We start from the raw sequence: 23,135 nt of genomic DNA, 5'->3' as shown, positions 1-23,135 counted from the left end.
GGGAAGAGACTTCGTGGATATAGATATACTATATTCTGAATATAAACCACTTTTATTTTCAATTGGTTATCATATGTTGGGATCAGTCGAGGACTCTGAGGATTTAGTACAGGATACTTTTGTTGCCATTCACCAACTGAGTAAAACTTCAAACGAAGAACCGAATAATATAAAAGCTTTTTTATGTAAAGTTATGACAAATAGATGCTTGGACTTATTAAAATCTACAAGAAAGAAAAGGGAAGTATATGTTGGACCATGGTTACCTGAACCAATTCTTCAATTAAAATTAGAAGGCACACATGAAGATCCAGCGGAAAAAGTCATTTTAGATGAAACGATTTCATATGCACTATTAGTTCTACTTGAACAACTAACTCCTGTTGAAAGAGCAGTTTTTCTTCTACGAGAGGTTTTTGAATTTGATTACAAAAATATTGCAGATATTTTAAGCAAGACAGAAATGAATTGCCGCAAAATCTTTAGTAGAATTAAAGAAAAAATTCAAGCTGATCATCAAAATACGAAACCAAATATTAGAGAAGATTTCTTATTAGCAAAACGTTTTATCGAAGCCGTTGGGACTGGAAATTTAGAAGTTTTGATCTCACTATTAACAGACGATATTGTTCTTATTTCTGATGGTGGTGGCAAAGTTAAGGCAGCCTTGCGTCCTTTATCCAACAAGAATCATGTTATTGCATTCTTAACAGGTGTAGCGAAGAAGGAAGCTAACTCTGCGGAAGTCAAACTAGTCATGGTAAATGGTCAAATTGGAATACTAGTAGATGGCAAAGATCCTACAATCATTTGCTTTGAAAAAGCAGGAGATTGCTATAAGAGAATTTACCTAGTTAGAAACCCAGATAAAATAAGGATAAAGTAAGTAATTTAAATGAAAAGGTTCCTTGTATAATGATTTTCTTACTATTTAATAAAGGTATACATTAGTCTTTCAAAACCATAAGCCGCTATAGCGGCTTTTTTTGTTGGAGAAAAGTATGGACAAAACTATGACGAATGTATTGGACACAATATGAATATAGTTTAATTAGTTCTCAAAATTTACAAGAATGGAGTTTCTAAGTTTAATAGTTTTTTTGTTAGGAGGTCAGGGATGATTGTATTTAATCAAGTGAATAAGTTTTACGGGGCTTTTCAAGTCCTAAAAGATATCAACCTAACAATTAATAAAGGTGAGGTGGTTGTCATAATTGGTCCGTCCGGATCAGGGAAGAGTACTTTGTTACGCTGTATTAATCATTTGGAATCAATCTCAGAAGGAACTCTCACCGTAAATGGAATTTCAGTAGGGGATAAAAAAGCAGATGTTAATAAGCTTAGACGTAATATTGGAATGGTTTTTCAGCACTTTTATTTATATCCCCATAAAACCGTACTTGAAAATATTACACTTGCTCCAATGAAAGTTTTGGGCCAATCCGAAAAAGAAGCTAAGGAAACTGCAAGTCGTTACCTTAATAAGGTAGGTATATTAGATAAAGCTGAATCTTATCCTTCCCAACTTTCTGGAGGTCAACAACAGCGTGTAGCAATTGCCCGCGGACTTGCCATGAAGCCAGATATTATGCTGTTCGACGAACCAACCTCTGCACTTGATCCAGAAATGATCGGGGAGGTCCTTGATGTTATGAAAGCCCTGGCAAAAGAAGGTATGACAATGGTCGTAGTAACGCATGAAATGGGTTTCGCAAGAGAGGTTGCAGACCGTATTGTGTTTATTGATGAAGGGCGAATATTGGAGGAAGCAGTTCCGGCTGAATTTTATGAGAATCCACGTGAAGAACGGGCTCGTTTATTTCTCAGCCGTATATTAAATCATTAATTGGAGGGAAAAGGAAATGTTTAAAACAAAAAATTTCATGAAAATAGCGCTTGTGTCAATTATGGCGGCCAGTTTTCTTGCTGGTTGCGGCGGGGACAAGGACTCTAAAGGAAGCAGCAAGGATGTATTTTCTCAAATCAAAGAAGATAAAAAAATTGTGTTTGGCGTAAAACATGATACTCGTTTGTTTGGATTGAAAAATCCTTCAACAGGTGATGTAGAAGGATTTGATATCGACCTTTCAAAGGCATTAACAGAGGAAATGTTTGGCGATGATGTTAAGCCTGAGTACATAGAGGTTACTTCTAAAACGAGGGTTGGCCTTTTGAATAATGGAAAGGTTGATGCTGTTGTTGCAACAATGACAATTAATGAAGAACGTAAGAAGGAAGTAGATTTTACTGATGTCTATTTTGATGCCGGACAGTCATTGCTTGTGAAAAAAGGAAGCAAAGTGAAAAGCATTGAAGACTTAAAAAAAGGAACGAAGGTGCTTGCGGTTAAAGGCTCGACATCTGCAATCAATATTCGTGAGAAGGCTCCTGAAACAACAGTCCTTGAATTTGAAAATTATGCTGAAGCATTTACAGCCTTAAAGTCTGGAAAGGGTGATGCACTCACGACAGATGACGCAATTCTATATGGTATGGCAGAAGAAGATCCTTCTTTTGAATTGGTAGGGGGAACATTCACTGAAGAGCCTTATGGAATTGCTGTAAAAAAAGGCAATAAAGAGCTTGTCGATGAGTTAAATAAAGCTTTAAAAAGTCTAAAGGATTCAGGAAAGTACGATGAAATAAAGGATAAGTGGATTAAAAACTAATTAATAACTATCGGGATTCTCGTCAGGATGTGCAGTGGTCCATGCAAGCTTCGGACCTGCTCATCCTGATTAATTAGGAGGAGATCGTTTGCTTGATTTCTCGATACTGACGAATTATATGGATTTATTTTTGGAAGGTTTAAAAATAACTATCATTGCTAGTTTAATTGCTTTAATATGTAGCTTTATTCTAGGAACACTTATTGCTGTAATGCGAATTGCTCCATTCAAGCTACTTAACTGGGTTGGCACGGCATATGTAGAATTTATTCGTAACATACCTGTACTGGTTATCGTGTTTTTCACTTTCTTAGTTGGAAACTTTGGAGGTATGACTGCAGGAACAATAGGATTGACCATCTACACAGCGGCATTTATTGCTGAGGCTATTCGTGCGGGGATTTTGTCTGTTCCAAAAGGGCAAATGGAAGCTGCCCGTTCAACAGGGTTGACATACGGACAGGCAATGAGAATGGTTATACTACCGCAGGCGATTAAAATCGTCACCCCGCCTCTTGGCAATCAATTTATCAATTTAGTTAAGAATTCTTCATTATTAGCAGTCGTAGCAGGAGGAGATTTAATGTATCAAGGAGATCTCATATCTGCTATGACTTATGCAACCTTTGATACCTATATTTTAGTTGGGTTATTTTATTTAATTATAACGATTCCTTTAAGTTTAGGCGTTGCCTTTTTAGAAAAACGCTTGGCTAGAAGTAATTAAGGAGGTGCATAGATGGATTTTCTAGCGCCGTTCATAGAAGTATATACAACTGACCATTTAAGATTTCTGCTAGAAGGATTTTGGGTTACTCTAAAGGTTGCTGCGATTTCAATTGTTCTTAGTTTCATTATCGGCGGTATTGTAGGTACTCTTCGATATGCGAAAATTCCGGTTGTTTCTCAGTTGTTTGCCGTAATTGTCGAGACGATTCGTAACCTTCCTTTATTACTAATTATTTTCTTTACTTATTTTGCACTTCCTGAAATCGGAATCGAAATGGAAATAACAGCAGCAGCTATTGCTGCATTGACGGTTTTTGAATCAGCTATGATTTCAGAAATCATTCGAAGTGGCTTAAACTCAATTGAAAAAGGACAGATTGAAGCAGGACGTGCTTCAGGACTAAATTACATTCAGACATTACACTATATCATAATGCCCCAAGCCTTAAGAAGAATGGTACCGCCTCTTGTAAGTCAATTTATCTCTTTGCTAAAAGATACATCACTAGCTGTCGTAATCGCGCTGCCTGATGTATTGCATAATGGACAAATTATATATGCACAAAAAGGCTCATATGTAGTACCAATACTGGTCATTGTATCGTTCATGTATTTCATCGTTAACTATGCTTTGTCAATGATCGCGAGAAGATTAGAATTAAAACAGATATAAAAATCCAACTAATAGAACCCTATAGAGTAGACACTTAAAAAGTCTACTTTATAGGGTTCTTTTATGGATATTAATGCAAAGTACGATTCTTTCTAACATTTAAAGTAGTTATGCTATTAATAAACAGTACATTTGATTAAAAAAACCAAATGTTTTACATTTACTGAGAAAGCATATGATCTAAGTAAGCCTTTATAGCTTCAATATTTCCAGATATATTTTCTTCTCTTAATTCGTCTTTTCTCAATTTATCTAATGATTTCTCCAATATATTTTGTGCTTCGGATTGAGGAATTACCACTACACCGTCAGCATCACCAACTATGATATCCCCAGGACTAACCGAGGTGCCACCGCAAGAAATTGGAATATTGATTTCACCAACTCCAGCTTTTCCGCTAGCCGCTACAGTTGTTCCTCTAGAGAATACTGGAAAGTTTAATTTTTTAATTCCAATGATATCACGAATAACTCCATCTACAACGATTGCGCTTACGCCAAGTGTCTGAGCCATGCCAACTACAAAGTCACCTGCGATAGCTCGGTATTGATCACCTTTAGCATCGATCACGATTACATCATCAGTCTTGGCTTCTCTAATTGCTCTTAATACAGATAGATTATCACCTACTGGAATCTGAACAGTTAAAGCTCTTCCAACAAACTTATGCTCCTCCTTTAAAGGTTTAATTGCTGGATGCATATTATTTAATCCATTCATTACATCTGATATACAGGTTGTTGGTATGATATTAAATAGATGAATAATAGATGTCATATGATTCTCCTTTATATAGGTTTCTTGATAAAATTATATAAATTAATGGTTTAGATGAGTAATACATAAAAGTTATTGAATGTCATAAACAAATATTATTGGGTTATTGAGCAACCTCTTTATTTATATGACTTGTTCGTATAATAGCAACAACGAATTTATATAGAGCACGTATAGAGAGTTTGGGATTGTAATAATGTTTAATTAAAAAATTGGCCACTCATTTCGAAAAAGAGTGACCAATTTTTATATTATGCTTATATTGGTTATTCAAATTGCTTGGAATATAGTTGTTTATATACCCCGCCATTTGTTAACAATTCATCGTGTGTACCTTGTTCAGTAATACCTTCATCTGTTAAAACGAGAATCCGTCCGGCATTACGAATAGTGGAAAGTCGATGGGCAATAACAATCGTTGTACGCCCTTTCGCGAGCGACTCTAGTGACTCCTTAATGAAGGTCTCACTCTCGTTATCAAGTGCACTTGTTGCCTCATCTAAAATGAGAATTGATGGATTTTTTAAGAATACGCGAGCGATACTTAATCGCTGTTTTTGACCTCCTGAAAGTTTAACGCCTCGTTGTCCAATCTCAGTGTGATAACCATTTGGTAAACTCATAATAAAATCATGTGCATAGGCATGTTTTGCAGCAGTTATGATTTCTTCTTCACTAGCAGTTGGATTTCCATATCGGATATTTTCAATCACTGTGCCTGCAAATAAATAAACATCTTGTTGAACAATACCGATTGCATTTCTTAATGAATGTAGGTCGATATCACGAATATTGATACCATCTAAAAGTAATTCACCATCAGTCACATCGTAAAAACGAGGAATGAGAGAGCATAATGTTGTTTTTCCTGCTCCAGACGCCCCAACTAAAGCAACGTATTCACCAGGCTGAACATGGAGTGAAATATTGACTAAGATATGATCCAGATTTTCATCATACTGGAAAGAAACATCCTTAAACTCAATTTTCCCTTGCACTTCATCAAAGATAATCGCATTTGGACTGTTTTCAATCACAGGTTTTAGATTCATGATTTCCATAAATCGTTGGAAACCGGTAACACCTTCTTGAAATTGAGTGCTCATATGCGTAAGTCGCTGAATTGGTTCAATCATGAAGTTGATATACATTAAAAAAGTAATCAAATCTGCTAAATCGATCTCGTTATTGACGATTTTGGTACTACCGAAAATTATCACCGTAATGGTAATTAGTTGGAGCAATGTTTCAACGCCATTGTAAAAGTAGGCTTCTGCCTTGTATGTTTCTTTTCGACTATCGAGGAAACGATTATTCTCTCTATTAAACTTTTCAATCTCTACATTTTCATTTGCAAATGATTTTACAACTCGGATTCCAGATAGACTATCTTCTACCTGTGAGTTTATATCTCCAATTCGTTCTTTGTTTCTTCTTAATGCCTGATTCAAAACCTTATTAAAATACAATGTAAAAGCACCTAATAAAGGTAAAAAGCAGAATACTGCGATTGTTAATGGTGCGTTAATAAAAAACAAAATAGCAAACGCCCCAATAAAGCGGACGAGATATTTGATGTAGTCTTCTGGACCATGATGGTACAACTCAGAAAGAAGTAACAAATCATTCGTTATTCGAGACATGAGCTGGCCGGTTTTTTCCTGATCGTAAAAACTAAAAGAAAGCTTTTGCATATGTGAAAATAGCTCACTACGCATATCACGTTCCATACGTGCGCCGACTAGATGACCTTTGTAGTCCACAAAGAAATTGCCTAGGTTCTGAATTATCACTAGGACTAACATCAACCCTCCAATCCAGTAAACATCATTTAGTGCACTGGACATGTTGCCTTCCAAAACATCTTTTGTAATATATCGAACGAGCAGTGGAAATACCAAAGTTATTGTGGATACGAAAAAGGCACAGACTAAAATGGAAAGATACAACTTTAAGTACGGTTTGTAATATGAGAAAAACTTTTTAACTGGAAAATGCATAAATTACCCCTTTATTGTGTTATTTACATTAACACATATATGGGGGCACACCGTTTACATTTTAAGAAAGTGTTCCACCCTTATATGTTTGTACAGTTTGTTTCACGAAGTTTCTCATGTTTTTTCCTCCTTTTTCATTATTACTTTTATTTTATACACATTACCAAAAAGAGAGAACTGTAAATCAGTCAATGTAAGGACTGTATTTTACGGTAGACGAATAATATGTCTGCGCCTTACAGAAAATGAAGTAGAACCTGAAAAAAGGAGCGTATTCGTATGTTTTTTAAAGATAAAAATACTGAGGTTGAATCAGAAGAAGAATATCCACCTAATATTTTTGAATTTTTACCGCCAATAGGTACGATATTAGGAAAAGCTACCGAAGATGAAATTGAAAAATCAATTAAGCTCGAAGCGAAGCATTATTCTTTTATGCGACTGATGGAAATGAATGTAACAATTAACTCTTACAAAGAACTATTAGACGATTTTTATGAATTTGAATATAAGTCAGTGAACTTTTGGGCAAATATTGCCAAACGAATAGATGTGCCAACTGAATGGATTATTCGGATTGACCAAGCTAACGGAGATATTTATTCGATGCAAGAATTCCCTTTTGAACAAATTGAAGAAGAATAAAAAACAAACCCTGTATCTGATCCGATAACAGGGTTTGTTTTTTTACACTCTAAAGTATCTTTTCTATGCAAAGATGGTATGGTTATCGTATAAAAAGTAGAGGTAAAGCGCATTAAACCTCGAACAATATACTATAAGAGGTAAATTAAATGAATAATGATCAATATGAAAATTTTAAGTTGCCAAGGGAGAATGAAATGTTTAATAAAATGAAGAAATGGGCTAAGAAAATAAAGCAGCAAATATATGTTCTTTATTTTGCATGTAAAGATGAAAGGGTACCAATGTATGCGAAGGTTTTTACGGCTTGTGTTGTTGCGTATGCATTTAGTCCAATCGACTTAATTCCGGATTTTATCCCCATTCTTGGTTACTTAGACGATGTCATTCTAATTCCGATAGGAATCATACTTGCATTAAAGATGATACCAAAGAATGTAATAGTGGAATGTGAGGCGAAGGCAGCCGAAATGATGAAGAAAGGTAAGCCGAAGAATTGGTTTGTCGGTGCAGTCATCGTATTTATCTGGATTTTACTTTTCGCTTGGGGTATTTTTAAAATTTATCATATATTTATCTAGTACATTTATTGTGATAAGAAAATCAGGCAATTCAAATTAAAATTAGAGGAAAATAATAGTCAATTATAGAAATGAAAATTTTATAAAAAATGTATTGGGAGGATATCATGAAACCTATATTTAATCAGGTGGGAACCATTTTTATTCCTGTCAAAAATATTGAGGAAGCAAGTCATTGGTATTGTGAAATACTAGGATTACCTAGAGATGGGGAGATATTGTATGGTCATTTATATATCCTTCCAATGAATGGGACAGGTATTGTATTAGACAGCAAGATTTTTTCAGAGGAAAACGTGATAAAGACACCACTTTTTCACTTTAATACAGACAATATTGAAAATGCATTTGAGTATATGAAAAGTATGAATGTACTCCTAACAACAGATATAAAACATGATCATTATTTTAATTTTAAAGATCCTGATGGAAATCATTTAATGGTTTGTAAATGTTAAGCTTTTAATAAAGCGTACCTTGAACATGTTAACTTAATCAAATATATGCACTATTAAAGAGAAAAAATAATAAACGCTTGGATGTAGACATGTATCCAAGCGTTTTCGTTTTATGATCATTTATTTTCATTCGTTTGATTTGTATTTTCCTTAGATAAAAACCAACCACCTAAAGCAATCAGAAGCATTACTGACCAAAAAATTGTATTCCATATTGGTCCTTCAACAAAATCGTGAGACAGTATGTGTACTGTAGGGTGCGCTAGTGTATGCATGACTAATTTAACCCCAACCCAACCAACCAATAACATAGCGGCTGTTTCAAGTTTAGGTCGTTTCGTTAATATCTTAACAAAGAATCCGGCAGCAAATCGAATAACAATTAAGCCTGCAATGGCACCAATGATAATGACGATAAATTTTGCTCCATCCATACCACCAATTTCACCCATTTTTGTATCTGGTAAATCAATAACTAGTGCAACTGCTGCTAAAATAGAATCGATCGCGAATGCGATATCTGCTAATGATATTTGAGCGATGGTCATTCGATAGCTTTTTCCTTTTTGATCTTTTCCATCATCATGTTTTTTGAATAAATGTTTTAAAGCAATAAAGATTAAATATGCAGCGCCGATCGCTTGAACCTGCCAAACATGAAAAAGAAATGAAATAATAAATATAGCACCGATTCTAAAGATAAACGCTAAAAGTAACCCAATATTAATAGCCTTTTTTTGTTGATCCTCTGGTAGATGCTTAGCCATTACTGCTAAAACTAAGGCATTATCTGCAGATAACAATCCTTCTAACAGAATCAAAATTAGTAAAACCCATCCATACTCTAATAATAAAGACAGTTCCATATATTCCTCCTAACTAATAGATCTTTTTATTTAAATGTAAAAATTATTTTAAACTCCTCCCCAATATAATTCCTTAATAAATCTTTACTTATCCAACTTTAGATTTCTGAAGGTAAACAATTTTTATTTATTGAAATTCGAGGGCTCTGAAATCAAGATTCCACTCGGGGGTGCTATTTTGTTTGTGAGAATTTGTGGTGTTCGTCTAATTTTAAAAAACTCCTATTATAAATTATATTCAATTCGAATTAATTATTATTCTATAATTGAATTTGAATAAGTCTTTTTCAAAAACTCTTTACTAAAAGATTGTAGTTTTTTTTGATACTAATCAACTAAAGCATTCTTATATAGCAACAATGTATACAAAAACAGCCTTTCAAAAAAATGAAATAGCCTCTGGATCATTTACTTTATATTGAACAAAGCTTTATAGTGATACTATATTAGTCGGAATGATAGGAGATTTTATGGAAAATAAAGAGTATTTATTAGCGCAACTAAAAGAAATTGAAAAGTGGGAAAAAGATCAAAAGAACTTATTTTTTTGGGAGAAAATAGGCAGAATTCCATTTATGATTTTAGATAAGATCACACCAAAATTTATTCACGATAAAATCGGTAGTATTTTAGATGAACTTTCAAAATATGTAAATGCTGGTGGGCAGTATTTAGTTAGCGTTCCGTCTACACTTGCTAAAATGAGTAAAGAACTTTCCGTCGAAGAGTTAACGGAATTAGAAAATGTGAATCAGTTATCAATTGAACAAATGGACAAAGCTGCAAGTGCATTTGTTATGAGTCGGAAACAATTTGCAAAAGTACAAGGTGCTACAACTGGTTTTGGTGGAATCTTCACACTTGCAATCGATGTTCCTATTTTATTAGGGCTTACATTAAAAACACTTCAAGAAATTGCAATTTCATATGGATATGATCCGAATGATCAGGAAGAAAGAATTTTCATCATTAAATGTCTTCAATTTACTTCCTCTGATATTGTAGGTAAGAAAGCGATATTAGAGGAATTAACAAATGTCGAAGGGAAAAAGGCTTTTTCTCAAATTGAAGGGTGGAGAGAAGTGTTTTTTACTTATCGAGATAATATGGGATGGAAGAAGTTATTTCAAATGGTTCCAATTGCGGGATTAGTATTCGGTGCATATGTAAATAAACAGGCAATAGAAGATGTTGGTGAAGTAGGAAGAATGTTATATAAAAAGAGAAAAGTAATGGAGAGAATGAAAAGTCTATAAAGACCAAAAAAGATGAATCCGAAAAATGGGTTCATCTTTTTGTTTACACAGTCTTTAATCAAACGTTTGTTTAGTTTTTGAACTTAGTCGGAAATTGCTTGATTATGCCTTCAGAAAGTACATCAGACAATTTGTAAATGTGATTCAAGCCATGGTCGAAGGCTCTTACATTTCCTTCCCAATCCATTTTCAGTCTTGTAATTAATTCTTCAGTAACCATTTTTAAATGGGTATACAACAGATCTTTTAATTCTTTATTGTTCCAATGCGGATTTGCTTTGCTTAAAAAATTAGCAATTTCGTCTGCATTTTTAAACCATTCAGCATTTAAGCTATTTAATGTATTCATATCATTTTTCTTTCCAGCTTCAACTATTTTACCAGCTATTAGAATATGGTCAGTTAATAACTTTGCAAGTTGATCGCCAGCAGCAACACCGTAGTAAGTTTTAATTGCATTGCCGATATCTTTTTGGTTTTGTAATAATCTTGCTAATACTTTTTCTTGATCCGGTGCTTCGGAAACAGCACTAGTGATGTAGTTACTAGTCCAAATAACATGATCCGTCCAAAGTTTTCGCATATCGTCTTTAAGTTGGACGGCTGACTTACTCATACATTTTGATTGCACTCGAGAATCAGTTTCTGCGTATGATTTTAAAGGTACTATTATTAAACTTAAACATAGAAACATTGCTGCCATTTTAAGGAATTGTTTTTTCACTTTGTTATCTCCTTTTTAATAAATTTCTATAAAGCTCAAATATTATTTTGGATTTTTTTAGTAATTTCATTCATAATTAAAATTATATAAATTTTCAAAATAATCTAATGCAACTTATTGGGAGTAACATGCATGAAAAATAAGCCGAAAAGAATTCATATAATTGGCTCAGTAGGTAGTGGAAAAACAACTTTAGCAAAAAATATATCAAATATTTTATCTATTCCTTATTACGAATTGGATAACATAGTTTGGAAAAGAACTAGTAATGGAGATATAAGAAATAGTATGGACGATCGAGATGCTATTTTTCAGAATATCATTGGTCAAGATTATTGGATTGTTGAAGGGGTCCATTATGAATGGGTTAAAAAGAGCTTCGAACTTGCAGACATGATTTTGCTTTTAGATGTTTCAAAGAAGAAAAGGAAGTATAGAATTCTCAAAAGATTTATCTTACAAAGATTAAATATAGAGAAAGCGAACTATAAGCCGACATTGAAGATGTTAAGGAAAATGTATAAGTGGAATCATAATTTTGAATTGCTATATAAACCAGATATATTAAATATGCTTAAGCAGTACAACCATAAGGTGTACCTACTTAAGGACAATAAAGATATAGATAAATTATTACATTAGTAAATAAATGAAGAGCATAAACAAAAAAAGCAAAAAGAGTTATCTTTTTGCTTTTTTTACTAACCTTATATGAAATCTAGTCTTTAAAAACCATGGTTTGCGATATCTTCAATACTTTGTGTATTTGTTCCAGTGAGCTCTGCTTCAAACAAGTCTATAATTTGTAAAAATCTTTCAGCTTCCCTAAACACATGGTCTGCCAAAAGTGGATGAATAATACTCTTAATTTTACATGCTTCAATTAGATCACGAGCGGATTTTTTAAAGTCTCTAAGAGATTTTACTGAAACTCGATTTTCATCAAGTAATTTATCGATTAGTGGAACAGTTTCAGATTGCGGTTGCATCGCTTCTAAATCGACTGCTTGAAATAGTAATTGATCAAAATCATGACTAAAATCTCGTGCTTGTTCTACTAGTTTTCTTTCTGAAGGATCTAAAAGATGTCCAATAAACTTTGCATGATCTGCCATAATTCTTAGGAAGAATACATTCTCTCTAATAATGGCTGCAGGCTGTGGTTTTAGTTTCCCTTCATTTAATTCCTTTAAACGAGTTGCGAAGTATGCAGCTTCTCTACTTGTGTGGTCAACTAGCAGCGGAAAATTATTACCTGATATTTTACAAGTTATAATGAGCCCCAGTATTTTTCGCTTAAAGGCCCATATCATGGAAGCAGCATTATGAACTTCTATATTAAATTGTTGTATTTGTCGAGGATCTGATTGCATGGTGAAATTTTGAGCTTTCGTTTCAATTGCTTCAAATAATTTATAAAAGTGATCTGCTTCATTTATGAGTTCGGTATCATCACAATTAAATCCAAGCTTGAGAAATAATGAATGCTCTTTCATAATTCTTGACCAAAAAAGAATTTCATCTAATGAACGTGAAACAAAAAGGTTGGACATGACATCACCCCTACTAAGTATTTACCGCTTCCATTAATATGTATTTTAATGTGTACGCGAACATTACAAGTCATAATAATAAAAGGAAACAAACATAATAAATTTATAAAAGATTTTACTTGATTTGTTATCAGTTTAATATTAAACTGATAACAAGATCGATCTTAGAGGTGGTTACTATGAAAGATAATCATGAACTTTCTTCAAATAAATCAAAAAATTTAGCAATATTATTATGGTTTCGATTAGCGCGTTTCTATCTTAAAAATGTTAGAGAGTCTAATCAAAACCTAAAGAAATGGGACTTAACGACTGCTCAATTTGATGTAATCGTACATGTTGGCAGAAATAAGAGAATTACACAGCAAGAATTAGCAGATAAATTAGTCGTAACAAAGGGAAATGTAACTCATTTGTTGAAAAAGATGGAAGAGATGAACTGGATTCAGAGGGAGGTTGAATGGAAGAATAAATATCTTTCGTTAACTGAACTTGGTGAAAAAATGTATGAAGAAATTGTTCCGACGCAAGAACACTTTCAACAAAACCAATTTAGCAAACTTACCGAAGATGAACAAAAACAATTGCTTAACTTATTAAGAAAACTAAATAAATAATCACAATTTAGAAAGGGAGAGAAAAAATGGAAAAAATGAAAGGTATACACCATATAACTGCCATTGTTGGCGATCCACAAGAAAACATGGATTTCTATGCTGGTATTTTAGGGTTACGTTTTGTAAAGAAAACAATTAACTTTGATGATCCAGGAACATACCATTTTTACTTTGGTAACGAAGATGCAGATCCAGGAACGATTATGACGTTTTTTCCCTGGGCAAACGCATATAAAGGGAAAGTAGGAAGTGGCCAGGTAGGGATTACCACATTTTTAATTCCAACAAACTCATTAGATTTTTGGGAAAACCGATTAAAATCTTTTCATATTGAAACGAAAAAAGTAACAAGATTTGGTGAAACTTTTTTACAGTTCGAAGATGTACACGGCTTACATTTAGAGCTAGTTGAAAGAGAAACAGGTGCAACAAATTCATGGGAATTTAACGGTGTAACGAAAGAGGTGGCAATAAAAGGTTTTGGCGGAGCGGTTTTATATTCTGGTGCTCCACATAAAACTGCCGAGTTATTAGAAGATGTAATGGAATTAGAGAGCTTGGGCCAAGAAGGAAATTACTTGCGTTTTAAAGCAAGTGGCGAAATTGGTAATATCATAGATATCGAGCTTGCACCAGTTGGAAGAGGTGTGATGGGTGTTGGAACAGTACATCATATCGCTTGGCGTGCAAGTAATGATGAAGAACATGTAAATTGGCAGCATAAGATTCATGATCATCAATATGGTGTAACTGAAATAAAAGATAGAAATTATTTTCATGCAATTTATTTCCGTGAGCATGGCGGACTATTATTTGAAATTGCAACTGATCCTCCAGGCTTTATGATTGATGAACCGAAAGATAGCTTAGGGGAAAAGCTAATGCTTCCTAAATGGCAGGAAGTAAACCGTGAAAGCATCGAAAATCATTTGCAACCAATCAATATCAGAGAAGTGAAGGGAGAAATTTAAATGAAACACATATTCATTAAAGGGACGAATCCGAGTAAGCCAACTTTTCTATTACTACATGGTACAGGAGGAAATGAACATGACCTGCTTCCAATTGCTGGTATGATTGATGATGAAGCTTCAATTCTATCAGTTAGAGGAAATGTAAGTGAAAATGGTATGCCAAGATTTTTCAAGCGATTAGCTGAAGGAGTATTTGATGAAGAGGATTTAGTATTCCGTACAAAAGAGCTTAAAGAATTTATCGATCAAGCCTCAACTGACTATGATTTTAATCCGAATCATGTCATTGCGATCGGTTACTCTAATGGAGCTAACATTGCCGGAAGCTTACTATTCCATTATGAAGATGCATTGAAGGGTGCTATGTTGTTACATCCGATGGTACCGATTCGAAATCTAGATTTACCAGAAATGAAGAATATTTCAGTCTTTATTGGTGCAGGAAAAAATGATCCAATTTGTCTACCTCAAGAAACAGAAGAGTTAGCTTCTTTATTACAGGGGGCAGGTGCTACAGTAGAAACGCATTGGGAAAATAATGGTCATAGCTTAACAAGAACTGAAATCGAAAAAGCAGCAGAATGGTACGAAAAAAACTTTTAAGAGGTGAATTCATGAAATCTTTTTCTCCAACAGATTTGAGTGAACGTGATAATTACAAGTTTTTAATTGGTGGTATTATTCCGAGACCGATTGCTTTTGTCACAACAGAATCAAGTGATGGGATCTTAAATGGTGCACCATTCAGTTATTTCAACATCATAACGGCAAATCCACCTATGATATCTATTTCAGTACAACGACAAGCGGGTAAACAAAAGGATACTGCAAGAAATGCCATTGAGAAAAACGAATTTGTAGTTCACATTGTCGATGAACTAAATGTTGAAGCAATCAACAAAACAGCAGCAGCATTACCTCCTAACGAAAGTGAAGTTCAATTAGCGGGCTTAACGCCAGTAGATAGTGTGAAAATATCAGTGCCAGGTGTCAAAGAAGCGAAAATTCGTTTAGAATGCAAACTAGAACAGGCAATTCCTTTAGGAACGAATAATGAAGCCTGTGATTTATTAATTGGCAAAATTGTACATTATCATATCGATGAAGCTATTTATGAAAATGGACGAATTGACTCAAATGGTTTAAAGGCAGTCAGCCGTTTAGCTGGAGACCATTATGCTAAGATCGGTGAAATTTTTACAATTGAACGACCAAAATAATCTTATAATAAAAATGAAACCTTATCTAACATTAGATAGGGTTTTATTTTTTGTTTCAAAAAATCTCCTTGTTTGTGGATTTTTCGCTGGTCAGTTGAGGCATCGGAGCCTAATCTTATGTTAAAAAGAACAATGTTAACGAATCACAAAAAAAATTTAATAAGAAAAATGAACGATTTGTAGAAGATAAACGTATAACCTTTGTAATCAAATTAAACATGAATCATCTATTGCTTGGTGGAAGGAGGAAGGAATGGATTCTTTCGAAGAATTAGAAGTCGTCAAACTCGCCCAAGAGGGTAATCAGGAAGCATTTGCAGAGTTATTTCAAACATACTATTCCTTTTTATATAAATATGTATTAAAAATGACACTCGATCCACAGACAGCTGAAGACCTCGTGCAGGATACGATGCTAAAGGGTTTCGATCATATTCAAAAATATAACGGTCAGTCTAAGTTCTCTACATGGTTAATTACAATTGCCACTAGACTTTATTTAGATCAGCAAAGAAGAAAAAAGCGCGAGTGGTTTTGGCAAAAAACTGAAACAGAGAATTTGTCCCGTTCATTAAAATGGCAGCTTTCCTATAAAGGTTTTGAATGGGGTGATGTAATGGAAGGATTTAATAAATTAAAATCTGAAGTTCGTACTGCAATTTTATTAAAGCACTACTACGGATACACAAATGAAGAAATCGCCAAAATGATGAACATACGTGAAGGTACGGTTAAATCAAGAATTCATAATGGTATGAAGGAATTAAGAAAGGAGCTAATGCAGGATGAGTAAAGAAACAGATGAACTGTTATCAGCAATGAAGCAAATCGATGAATTAACTGAAGTTGAGATCCCAACGTTAAATACCATCACTCAAAAAATTTCTTTGCATCAGCAACAAAAAAGGTCGTCTTATGTGAAGGAATTAATTTTGTTTATTTGTGTAGCTTGTAGTCTTTTTGTCGGAGCAATCCTTCTTTCACTTCAAACACCGATGAATCTAATTATCATACAAGTGCTGGGGTTTATAGCAATACCATTAATTTTTATGAGAGATAAAAAGAAAATCGAAAGCGAGTGGTAGATCAATGGAATGGACAGTTGAAAATATAATTATATTGGTTTTAGTTTTTATCATTTTAATATCACAAAGCATCCTATTGTTTACGAATGCTAAAAAGCGAAATCGTTCTTCGTGGCTTTGGGGACTAGTTGGAATGATTCAGTTTCCTTTCCCCAGTATTTTCTTCTACTTTTTAGTAGTTAGAAAGGATCGGAAGGCAAATAGAATATAAATAGTGAAATGGAAAGAGAGGGACTAAACATGGAGAGTAGACCAAGGTTAAATATACAAAGAACGCCTCTGCAAAATTGGATTAATATTATTTCAGTTTTTATAATGGGGGGAACGGCAATATATTTACTAGTTAATTATGCGAAATTACTAGATCAAATTCCGATGCATTTCAACTATTTGGGAGAGGTAGACTATTGGGGGCCAAAAGAAAGTATCTTCATACTACTGGGAGTCAGCATCTTAATTTATATACTAAATACAAGAACTCAGCACATACCACATAAGTTTAATTATATTGTAGAAATTACTGAAGAAAATGCTGAAAAACAATATCAAATGGCTGTCAGAATGATGTCTATAATGAACTTAGAGATTATGCTCCTCACCTCGTATATAAGCTGGGTAATTGTTGAAAATATACAATTGAATTCATATGTCATGATTTTATTTTTAATCATATTGTTCAGTACGTTAATAATGTATTTAGTGAATTCAAGGAAATATAGATAACTTAGGATTGATAGAATACCAACCATTTTAGAAGCATTTCTAAATAAGGTTGGTATTTTTTTTTGAATTTTTGTTTGACAAGTTTAGTGTATTAACTGTATAGTACACGTATACGGTGTATGAACCAAGTAGTACACACACTTGAAATTGGAATGATGATTATAGGAGGTGGGCTGATGGAGTTTATTGTGAACAATAGAGAGCCAGTATATTTACAGGTAGTTAGGCATTTTAAACAACAAATTGCTAAGAGACTACTAGAAGCTGGACAAGAAATACCATCAAGAAGAGAACTCGCTGTTCAATTTAATATAAATCCAAATACTGTACAAAAAGCGTACAAGGAAATGGAGGAACAAGGATTGATAACGACTGAAAAAAATTACCCAAGTAAAATAACGACAGATGTTGAAATATTAAAGGGAATACGAAATGAGTTAATTATGGAAGCAGTTAATGAGTTTGTTGATTCGATTAAAGTCATCAATGTCCCAGTTGAGGAATTACTAGAAATGGTTAAGAAAAATTATGAATTGAAGCAGACTAACCATGAGGAAGGAGAGTCTAAATGATAAAAGTAAGTAATGTTTCTAAAAAATTCGGACGAAAACATGTTCTAAGAAATATCAATTTTACAGCTAATAAAGGTGAAATTACATGTTTAATTGGAATTAATGGAGTAGGTAAGTCTACAACGATGAAAGCAATTATGGGTTTAACTCCAATTGATCAAGGTGAAATCTTAATAGATGAAAAGAAGATTCATCATTCAATGTATGAAAATATTACATTTATTCCTGATACTTTAACGATGCTTCCAAGTTTTACAGTTGGCGAAGCAATCCAATTCATGCAGGATTTTTATGTAAATTGGAATCAAGAACGTGCAAAAGAATTACTTGGATTTTTCAGATTAAATTTAGATGAAAAATTAGGTGAGTTATCTAAAGGGAATGCAGCAAAAGCAAATTTATTATTTGGACTTGGGTTAGACGTAGATTATGTTCTAATGGATGAACCATTTTCTGGTATTGATATGTTTAGTAGAGAGCAAATTGCTAAAGTGTTCACGAGTCATTTAATAGAAGATCGTGGTGTTATTATTACAACCCATGAAATTAATGATATTGAACACTTATTAGATAAGGTCATCTTATTGGACAATGGTGAAATCTTAAAAGAATTTTATACAGAAGAATTACGATTGGAAGAAGGAAAGTCAGTGATTGACGTAATGAGAGAGGTGTATCAATCATGAATCGATTTATCAAATTAGTAAATTTTGAAATTAACCGTTTTATCAAATTATATATTGGATTACTAGTTTTGACTGCAATTTCACAGTTTGTGAGTATTTTCATAGCAAAATCTGATTACTTAAATCGAGCAGAACAAGCTAAATATGCTAGTTCAAGCAAAGCGTTAGAAGAATTTATTTCGGTAAATGGCACTATTAGTTTTCATCATGTGACAAATAATATTTTCTTCGTAGCACCAATAGCGATTTGTGTGGCGTTAATGCTCCTTTATATTTTTATGATTTGGTATAGAGATTATTTTGGTAAAAACACATTTATTTATCGTCTATTTATGGTCCCAACATCAAGAATGACGATCTATTTTGCAAAAGCAAGCACAATTTTAATCATGGTATTAAGCTTAATCGCTTACCAATTTATTTTACTTCCAATTGAAATAACAATATTTGAAAATAGTGTTCCTAGTGAATTACTAAGTAAGGTTAGTACAGTAGATTTAATCTTAAATAATATGTTGTTTACAACAGTATTACCAAGTAACTTTATTCAGTTTTTATTATCGTATGGTGTTGGTTTAGTATCTATATTTGCGATTTTCACAGTGATTTTATTAGAGCGTAGCTTTAGATGGAAAGGAATTTTGATGGGAATTTTATATGCAGCATTTATTGTGATTGTTCTTATATCACCTATTCTAATTAATGAGCTAGTTTTAATGCCTAATAATGGCTTTTCACTTTATCCAAACGAAGTATTTTATATTGAGTTAGGTTTAATCGGTTTGATCACAGCTATTTCAATCATGTTAAGTAAGTACTTGCTACAGAATAAAGTTTCGGTGTAAGGGGGAGTAAAAATGAAACGATATCGAAATCTGGCTGTTATTGCAGCCGTAACAACAATCAGCCTTGGAGTGTTTTATACAAAGGTTGCCACATCAGAAAGTAATCGTCCTGTTTTCTATATTAGTACAGAGCAAGGGGAAACGAGCGCTGCTGATAATTTAGAGATTCAGGGGAATCTATTTGAAAATAATTTTAATAGAAGTGTAGACATTACCACAAAAGGTAGTGAGTACAAAAATGATAACTCAATATTTGATGTAATTAATCGCAAAACATATAGTCTAGAAAAACTAAATACTTTACAAAATGAAGAGAAAAATTTTATGCGTGGGAAAAATAATGAGTCTAACTTTTATTTAGATAAAGATTATGTTTGGTATGCAGATGTAAGAGGAAAGAATGTAAATTTTGAAGCGAGAAATAATGATTACAAATTATATATAGACGGTTTAGATCTACAAAGTAAAGATCGCTTTAAGTTTAAAGTAAATATTCCTAATGAAGAAGAGTATTCATATATAGGAATTGAAGATGTTCAGCTAGTCGGCAAAGAATTAGTTGTTACTACATTTCAAAACAAGAATTATGGAGAAAATGGACGTTATATTTATCGAATTAGTATAAATAAAAAACAAATGATTGATAGTAAACAGATTACTATAGACAAAGATGCAGAAGCTACTATTCATACAGAATATACTAACCCATCCGAAATAGATTTTACAAAATCAAAAAAGTATTATGTTTATAAACAAGTAAAAATGAAAACCACGAATCAAGAAGACGGAGAAGTATTAAGCGAAGAACTTCATAGTGCAATGCACATATGGAATTTAGAAACAGGTAAGGAAGACAAATTAAATTTAACAAAAGAACAATTAGAAATGAGCAAGCAAAGCGAATTATTTCAGAGTGATAATATGCTTTACTTTATCAGCCATAATGATCAAAACGTAACGGTATTAAAATATAGTTTAGAACGCAAAAAAATTGAAGGTGAGCCAACAGTTATTTCGATAGAAAGTGGAGTCTCTTTTTCTGGTAATAAAATAATTGATGGCAAGTTGTATACGATTGCAAATAGAGAAAATGGTGAAGATCGTTCAATATATATTTTTGATTTAGCTACTGGAAAAACAATTTATGAAGGTGCAATTAAAGTTAAAAATACGCAAGAAAATAAAGAACAGCTTCTGAAAAAGTTAGAGTTATATGAATTTAATGTGCGCTAGTAGACTAACCTAGTTCCGTAAAGGACTAGGTTAGTTTTTTTTATTTGCTTTCACAACGAAAGTAGCTTATAAATAAAATGGATGAAGGAATGTACGTTCTAGTTTAAGAGGCTTGTATTTTACATTTCGAGGACAATCATGAATATTAATTGAAAATATAAGGTACATTTGTTCTGTTTTTGATTGATTTTTGAAAAAATGTGGTAAAATAGAAGGATAGGTTTGTTTTGGAAATGGAGGCGGGGACGATGGAGCAGCAAAATTTTGAAGTAGTTTCTAATTATACACCTCAAGGCGATCAGCCAAATGCAATTAAAGAGCTTGTAGACGGGGTTAGAAATGGTAAAAAGCATCAAGTGTTACTAGGTGCAACAGGTACGGGAAAAACATTTACGATTTCAAATGTTATTAAAGAAATTGGAAAACCAACATTAGTGTTTGCCCATAATAAAACACTTGCTGGTCAATTATATAGTGAGTTAAAGGAATTTTTTCCGAATAATGCTGTTGAATATTTTGTTAGTTACTATGATTACTTTCAACCGGAAGCGTATGTACCTCAAACGGATACTTACATTGAAAAAGATTCAAGTATAAATGATGAAATTGATAAACTACGTCACTCAGCCACATCTTCATTATTTGAACGGAATGATGTCATTATCGTAGCCAGTGTTTCTTGTATTTACGGTTTAGGTTCTCCAGAGGAATATCGCGAGTTAGTTTGTTCTCTTCGTACTGGCATGGAAATCAGTAGAGATGAGTTATTGCATAAATTAGTAGATATTCAATATGCGAGAAATGATATTGATTTCTCTCGTGGTACATTTCGAGTTCGTGGTGACGTTGTGGAAATATTCCCTGCGTCAAGAGACGAACATTGTATTCGCGTGGAGTTTTTTGGAGACGAAATTGAGAGAATTAGAGAAGTGGATGCACTGACTGGTGAAATTTTAGGCGATCGAGATCATGTAGCAATTTTCCCTGCATCTCACTTCGTAACACGTGAAGAAAAAATGAAGATTGCCATTAAAAATATTGAAGTTGAATTAGAAGAACGCTTAAAAGTAATGAGGGAGAACGGTAAATTACTTGAAGCGCAAAGATTAGAGCAAAGAACAAGATACGATTTAGAAATGATGAATGAAATGGGCTTCTGTTCAGGAATAGAAAACTATTCACGTCATTTAACATTAAGGCCACCAGGTTCAACACCGTATACTTTATTAGATTACTTCCCAGAAGATTTCTTAATGGTAATAGATGAGTCACATGTAACTGTGCCTCAAATCAGAGGTATGTTTAATGGAGACCAGGCGCGTAAGCAAGTATTAGTTGACCATGGATTCCGTCTTCCATCTGCACTTGATAATCGTCCTTTACGATTCCAAGAGTTTGAAGATAAGGTTCAGCAAACAATTTATGTTACGGCAACACCTGGACCATATGAACTTGATTTATGTCCAGAAAAAGTAGAACAAATTATTCGTCCTACTGGTCTATTAGATCCGACAATTGATGTTCGACCAATTGAAGGTCAAATTGACGATTTAATTGAAGAAGTAAACCAACGAATCGCAAAAAATGAAAGAATACTTATTACAACTCTTACGAAAAAAATGAGTGAAGATTTAACTGATTATCTGAAAGAAATCGGGATCAAAGTAAATTATTTACATTCAGAAATCAAAACATTGGAGCGAATTGAGATTATTCGTGACCTTCGATTAGGTAAATACGATGTATTAATCGGGATCAACTTATTGCGAGAAGGTATTGATATTCCAGAGGTTTCTTTAGTTGTGATTTTAGATGCAGATAAAGAAGGGTTCCTTCGTTCTGAACGTTCATTGATTCAGACAATTGGTCGTGCTGCGAGGAACTCAAATGGTCATGTTATTATGTATGCGGATAAGATGACAAATTCAATGAATATTGCAATTACAGAAACAAAACGTAGACGTGAAATTCAAGAAGATTACAATAAAAAACATGGTATTACACCAAAAACAATTATTAAACAAGTACGTGATGTCATTCGAGCAACTTCTGTCGCAGAGGATGAAGAAGTTTATGAAAATGGTATTCAAGCTAAGTATTCGAAAATGAACAAAAAAGAACGTCATCTATTCATTCAATCTATAGAAATGGAAATGAAAGATGCTGCAAAGGCGCTTGATTTCGAAAGAGCAACTGAGCTACGTGACTTAATACTAGAGTTAAAGGCTGAGAGGTGAGGAACTTGAAG

Annotated in this window: 28 protein-coding genes; 23 read left to right on the top strand and 5 right to left on the bottom strand. The window is 33.3% G+C overall.

Annotated features, from left to right (window positions below; all coding sequences use genetic code 11):
• Positions 1–13 precede the first annotated feature (13 nt).
• The 5 genes from sigJ (at position 14) to CAB05_RS14225 (ending at position 4,071) form a co-directional block, all read left to right on the top strand.
• A complete protein-coding gene (sigJ, locus tag CAB05_RS14245) occupies positions 14–886 on the top strand; it encodes an RNA polymerase sigma factor SigJ (protein WP_235821503.1) in 873 nt (290 codons plus the stop codon).
• A 231-nt stretch (positions 887–1,117) separates the two neighbouring features.
• On the top strand, positions 1,118–1,846 hold the full coding sequence (locus tag CAB05_RS14240; protein ID WP_088000878.1) for an amino acid ABC transporter ATP-binding protein: 729 nt from the start codon (positions 1,118–1,120) through the stop codon (positions 1,844–1,846).
• Positions 1,847–1,862: 16 nt separating this feature from the next.
• On the top strand, positions 1,863–2,669 hold the full coding sequence (locus CAB05_RS14235) for a transporter substrate-binding domain-containing protein (RefSeq protein WP_088000876.1): 807 nt from the start codon (positions 1,863–1,865) through the stop codon (positions 2,667–2,669).
• Between the two features lie 88 nt (positions 2,670–2,757).
• The gene (locus tag CAB05_RS14230) at positions 2,758–3,396 is read left to right on the top strand and encodes an amino acid ABC transporter permease (RefSeq protein ID WP_088000874.1); all 639 of its coding nucleotides are present in this window, start codon (positions 2,758–2,760) and stop codon (positions 3,394–3,396) included.
• A 12-nt stretch (positions 3,397–3,408) separates the two neighbouring features.
• Positions 3,409–4,071: an amino acid ABC transporter permease gene (locus CAB05_RS14225; protein WP_088000872.1), complete on the top strand. Its 663-nt coding sequence runs from the start codon at positions 3,409–3,411 to the stop codon at positions 4,069–4,071.
• A 160-nt stretch (positions 4,072–4,231) separates the two neighbouring features.
• On the opposite strand, the gene CAB05_RS14220 is transcribed toward CAB05_RS14225, so the two are convergent.
• Both CAB05_RS14220 and CAB05_RS14215 read right to left on the bottom strand, forming a co-directional pair.
• Positions 4,232–4,849, bottom strand: a complete 618-nt coding sequence (locus CAB05_RS14220; protein ID WP_088000870.1) for an RraA family protein — start codon at positions 4,847–4,849, stop codon at positions 4,232–4,234.
• 266 nt (positions 4,850–5,115) lie between these two features.
• Positions 5,116–6,849: an ABC transporter ATP-binding protein gene (locus tag CAB05_RS14215; RefSeq protein WP_088000868.1), complete on the bottom strand. Its 1,734-nt coding sequence runs from the start codon at positions 6,847–6,849 to the stop codon at positions 5,116–5,118.
• Positions 6,850–7,128: 279 nt separating this feature from the next.
• On the opposite strand from CAB05_RS14215, the gene CAB05_RS14210 reads away from it, so the two are divergent.
• From CAB05_RS14210 to CAB05_RS14200, 3 genes are all read left to right on the top strand, one after another.
• On the top strand, positions 7,129–7,494 hold the full coding sequence (locus CAB05_RS14210; protein ID WP_088000866.1) for a hypothetical protein: 366 nt from the start codon (positions 7,129–7,131) through the stop codon (positions 7,492–7,494).
• Between the two features lie 149 nt (positions 7,495–7,643).
• On the top strand, positions 7,644–8,075 hold the full coding sequence (locus CAB05_RS14205) for a YkvA family protein (RefSeq protein WP_235821501.1): 432 nt from the start codon (positions 7,644–7,646) through the stop codon (positions 8,073–8,075).
• A gap of 107 nt (positions 8,076–8,182) precedes the next feature.
• A complete protein-coding gene (locus CAB05_RS14200; protein WP_174567291.1) occupies positions 8,183–8,533 on the top strand; it encodes a VOC family protein in 351 nt (116 codons plus the stop codon).
• 116 nt (positions 8,534–8,649) lie between these two features.
• On the opposite strand, the gene CAB05_RS14195 is transcribed toward CAB05_RS14200, so the two are convergent.
• Positions 8,650–9,399: a TerC family protein gene (locus CAB05_RS14195; protein ID WP_088000864.1), complete on the bottom strand. Its 750-nt coding sequence runs from the start codon at positions 9,397–9,399 to the stop codon at positions 8,650–8,652.
• Between the two features lie 470 nt (positions 9,400–9,869).
• Between CAB05_RS14195 and CAB05_RS14190 the strand changes: the two genes are divergently transcribed.
• Entirely contained in the window at positions 9,870–10,655 is a 786-nt protein-coding gene (locus CAB05_RS14190) for an EcsC family protein (protein ID WP_088000862.1), read from the top strand.
• Positions 10,656–10,725: 70 nt separating this feature from the next.
• On the opposite strand, the gene CAB05_RS14185 is transcribed toward CAB05_RS14190, so the two are convergent.
• Positions 10,726–11,379, bottom strand: a complete 654-nt coding sequence (locus CAB05_RS14185; RefSeq protein WP_088000861.1) for a glycosyltransferase — start codon at positions 11,377–11,379, stop codon at positions 10,726–10,728.
• Positions 11,380–11,511: 132 nt separating this feature from the next.
• Here CAB05_RS14185 and CAB05_RS14180 point away from each other — a divergent pair, with 132 nt between their 5' ends.
• Positions 11,512–12,021 carry a P-loop NTPase family protein gene (locus tag CAB05_RS14180; RefSeq protein WP_088000859.1) on the top strand — a complete coding sequence of 170 codons (510 nt, stop codon included), beginning with the start codon at positions 11,512–11,514 and terminating at the stop codon, positions 12,019–12,021.
• 83 nt (positions 12,022–12,104) lie between these two features.
• Here CAB05_RS14180 and CAB05_RS14175 read toward each other — a convergent pair whose 3' ends face one another.
• Entirely contained in the window at positions 12,105–12,932 is an 828-nt protein-coding gene (locus CAB05_RS14175) for a DUF2935 domain-containing protein (RefSeq protein ID WP_088000856.1), read from the bottom strand.
• 179 nt (positions 12,933–13,111) lie between these two features.
• Between CAB05_RS14175 and CAB05_RS14170 the strand changes: the two genes are divergently transcribed.
• The 13 genes from CAB05_RS14170 to uvrB all read left to right on the top strand — a co-directional run bounded on the left by CAB05_RS14170 (position 13,112) and on the right by uvrB (position 23,124).
• Positions 13,112–13,549, top strand: a complete 438-nt coding sequence (locus CAB05_RS14170; protein WP_088000854.1) for a MarR family winged helix-turn-helix transcriptional regulator — start codon at positions 13,112–13,114, stop codon at positions 13,547–13,549.
• A 26-nt stretch (positions 13,550–13,575) separates the two neighbouring features.
• Entirely contained in the window at positions 13,576–14,520 is a 945-nt protein-coding gene (locus tag CAB05_RS14165) for a ring-cleaving dioxygenase (RefSeq protein ID WP_088000852.1), read from the top strand.
• Entirely contained in the window at positions 14,521–15,126 is a 606-nt protein-coding gene (locus CAB05_RS14160; RefSeq protein ID WP_088000850.1) for an alpha/beta hydrolase, read from the top strand. It begins immediately after the preceding gene.
• A gap of 11 nt (positions 15,127–15,137) precedes the next feature.
• A complete protein-coding gene (locus CAB05_RS14155) occupies positions 15,138–15,743 on the top strand; it encodes a flavin reductase family protein (protein WP_088000848.1) in 606 nt (201 codons plus the stop codon).
• A 253-nt stretch (positions 15,744–15,996) separates the two neighbouring features.
• On the top strand, positions 15,997–16,536 hold the full coding sequence (gene sigY / locus CAB05_RS14150; RefSeq protein WP_088000846.1) for an RNA polymerase sigma factor SigY: 540 nt from the start codon (positions 15,997–15,999) through the stop codon (positions 16,534–16,536).
• Positions 16,529–16,828 (top strand): YxlC family protein, encoded by a 300-nt coding sequence (locus CAB05_RS14145; protein WP_088000843.1) that lies wholly within the window; start codon positions 16,529–16,531, stop codon positions 16,826–16,828. Before sigY ends, CAB05_RS14145 begins: the two co-directional genes overlap by 8 nt.
• A 4-nt stretch (positions 16,829–16,832) precedes the next feature.
• Positions 16,833–17,039 (top strand): transcriptional regulator, encoded by a 207-nt coding sequence (locus CAB05_RS14140; protein WP_088000841.1) that lies wholly within the window; start codon positions 16,833–16,835, stop codon positions 17,037–17,039.
• Positions 17,040–17,068: 29 nt separating this feature from the next.
• Complete coding sequence (locus CAB05_RS14135) at positions 17,069–17,551, top strand: DUF1648 domain-containing protein (RefSeq protein ID WP_158093276.1); 483 nt, start codon at positions 17,069–17,071, stop codon at positions 17,549–17,551.
• 176 nt (positions 17,552–17,727) lie between these two features.
• Positions 17,728–18,123 carry a GntR family transcriptional regulator gene (locus CAB05_RS14130; RefSeq protein ID WP_088000837.1) on the top strand — a complete coding sequence of 132 codons (396 nt, stop codon included), beginning with the start codon at positions 17,728–17,730 and terminating at the stop codon, positions 18,121–18,123.
• Entirely contained in the window at positions 18,120–18,809 is a 690-nt protein-coding gene (locus tag CAB05_RS14125; RefSeq protein WP_088000834.1) for an ABC transporter ATP-binding protein, read from the top strand. The genes CAB05_RS14130 and CAB05_RS14125 overlap by 4 nt, the downstream gene beginning before the upstream one ends.
• On the top strand, positions 18,806–19,654 hold the full coding sequence (locus CAB05_RS14120; protein ID WP_088000832.1) for a hypothetical protein: 849 nt from the start codon (positions 18,806–18,808) through the stop codon (positions 19,652–19,654). Before CAB05_RS14125 ends, CAB05_RS14120 begins: the two co-directional genes overlap by 4 nt.
• Before the next feature lie 12 nt (positions 19,655–19,666).
• Positions 19,667–20,887: a hypothetical protein gene (locus CAB05_RS14115; RefSeq protein ID WP_088000830.1), complete on the top strand. Its 1,221-nt coding sequence runs from the start codon at positions 19,667–19,669 to the stop codon at positions 20,885–20,887.
• 248 nt (positions 20,888–21,135) lie between these two features.
• Positions 21,136–23,124: an excinuclease ABC subunit UvrB gene (gene uvrB, locus CAB05_RS14110; protein ID WP_088000828.1), complete on the top strand. Its 1,989-nt coding sequence runs from the start codon at positions 21,136–21,138 to the stop codon at positions 23,122–23,124.
• Positions 23,125–23,135: the final 11 nt, after the last annotated feature.

The organism is Gottfriedia solisilvae (assembly GCF_002128405.1).
Lineage (GTDB): Bacteria > Bacillota > Bacilli > Bacillales > Bacillaceae_G > Gottfriedia > Gottfriedia solisilvae.
This window is presented reverse-complemented; position numbering and strand designations above follow the sequence as displayed.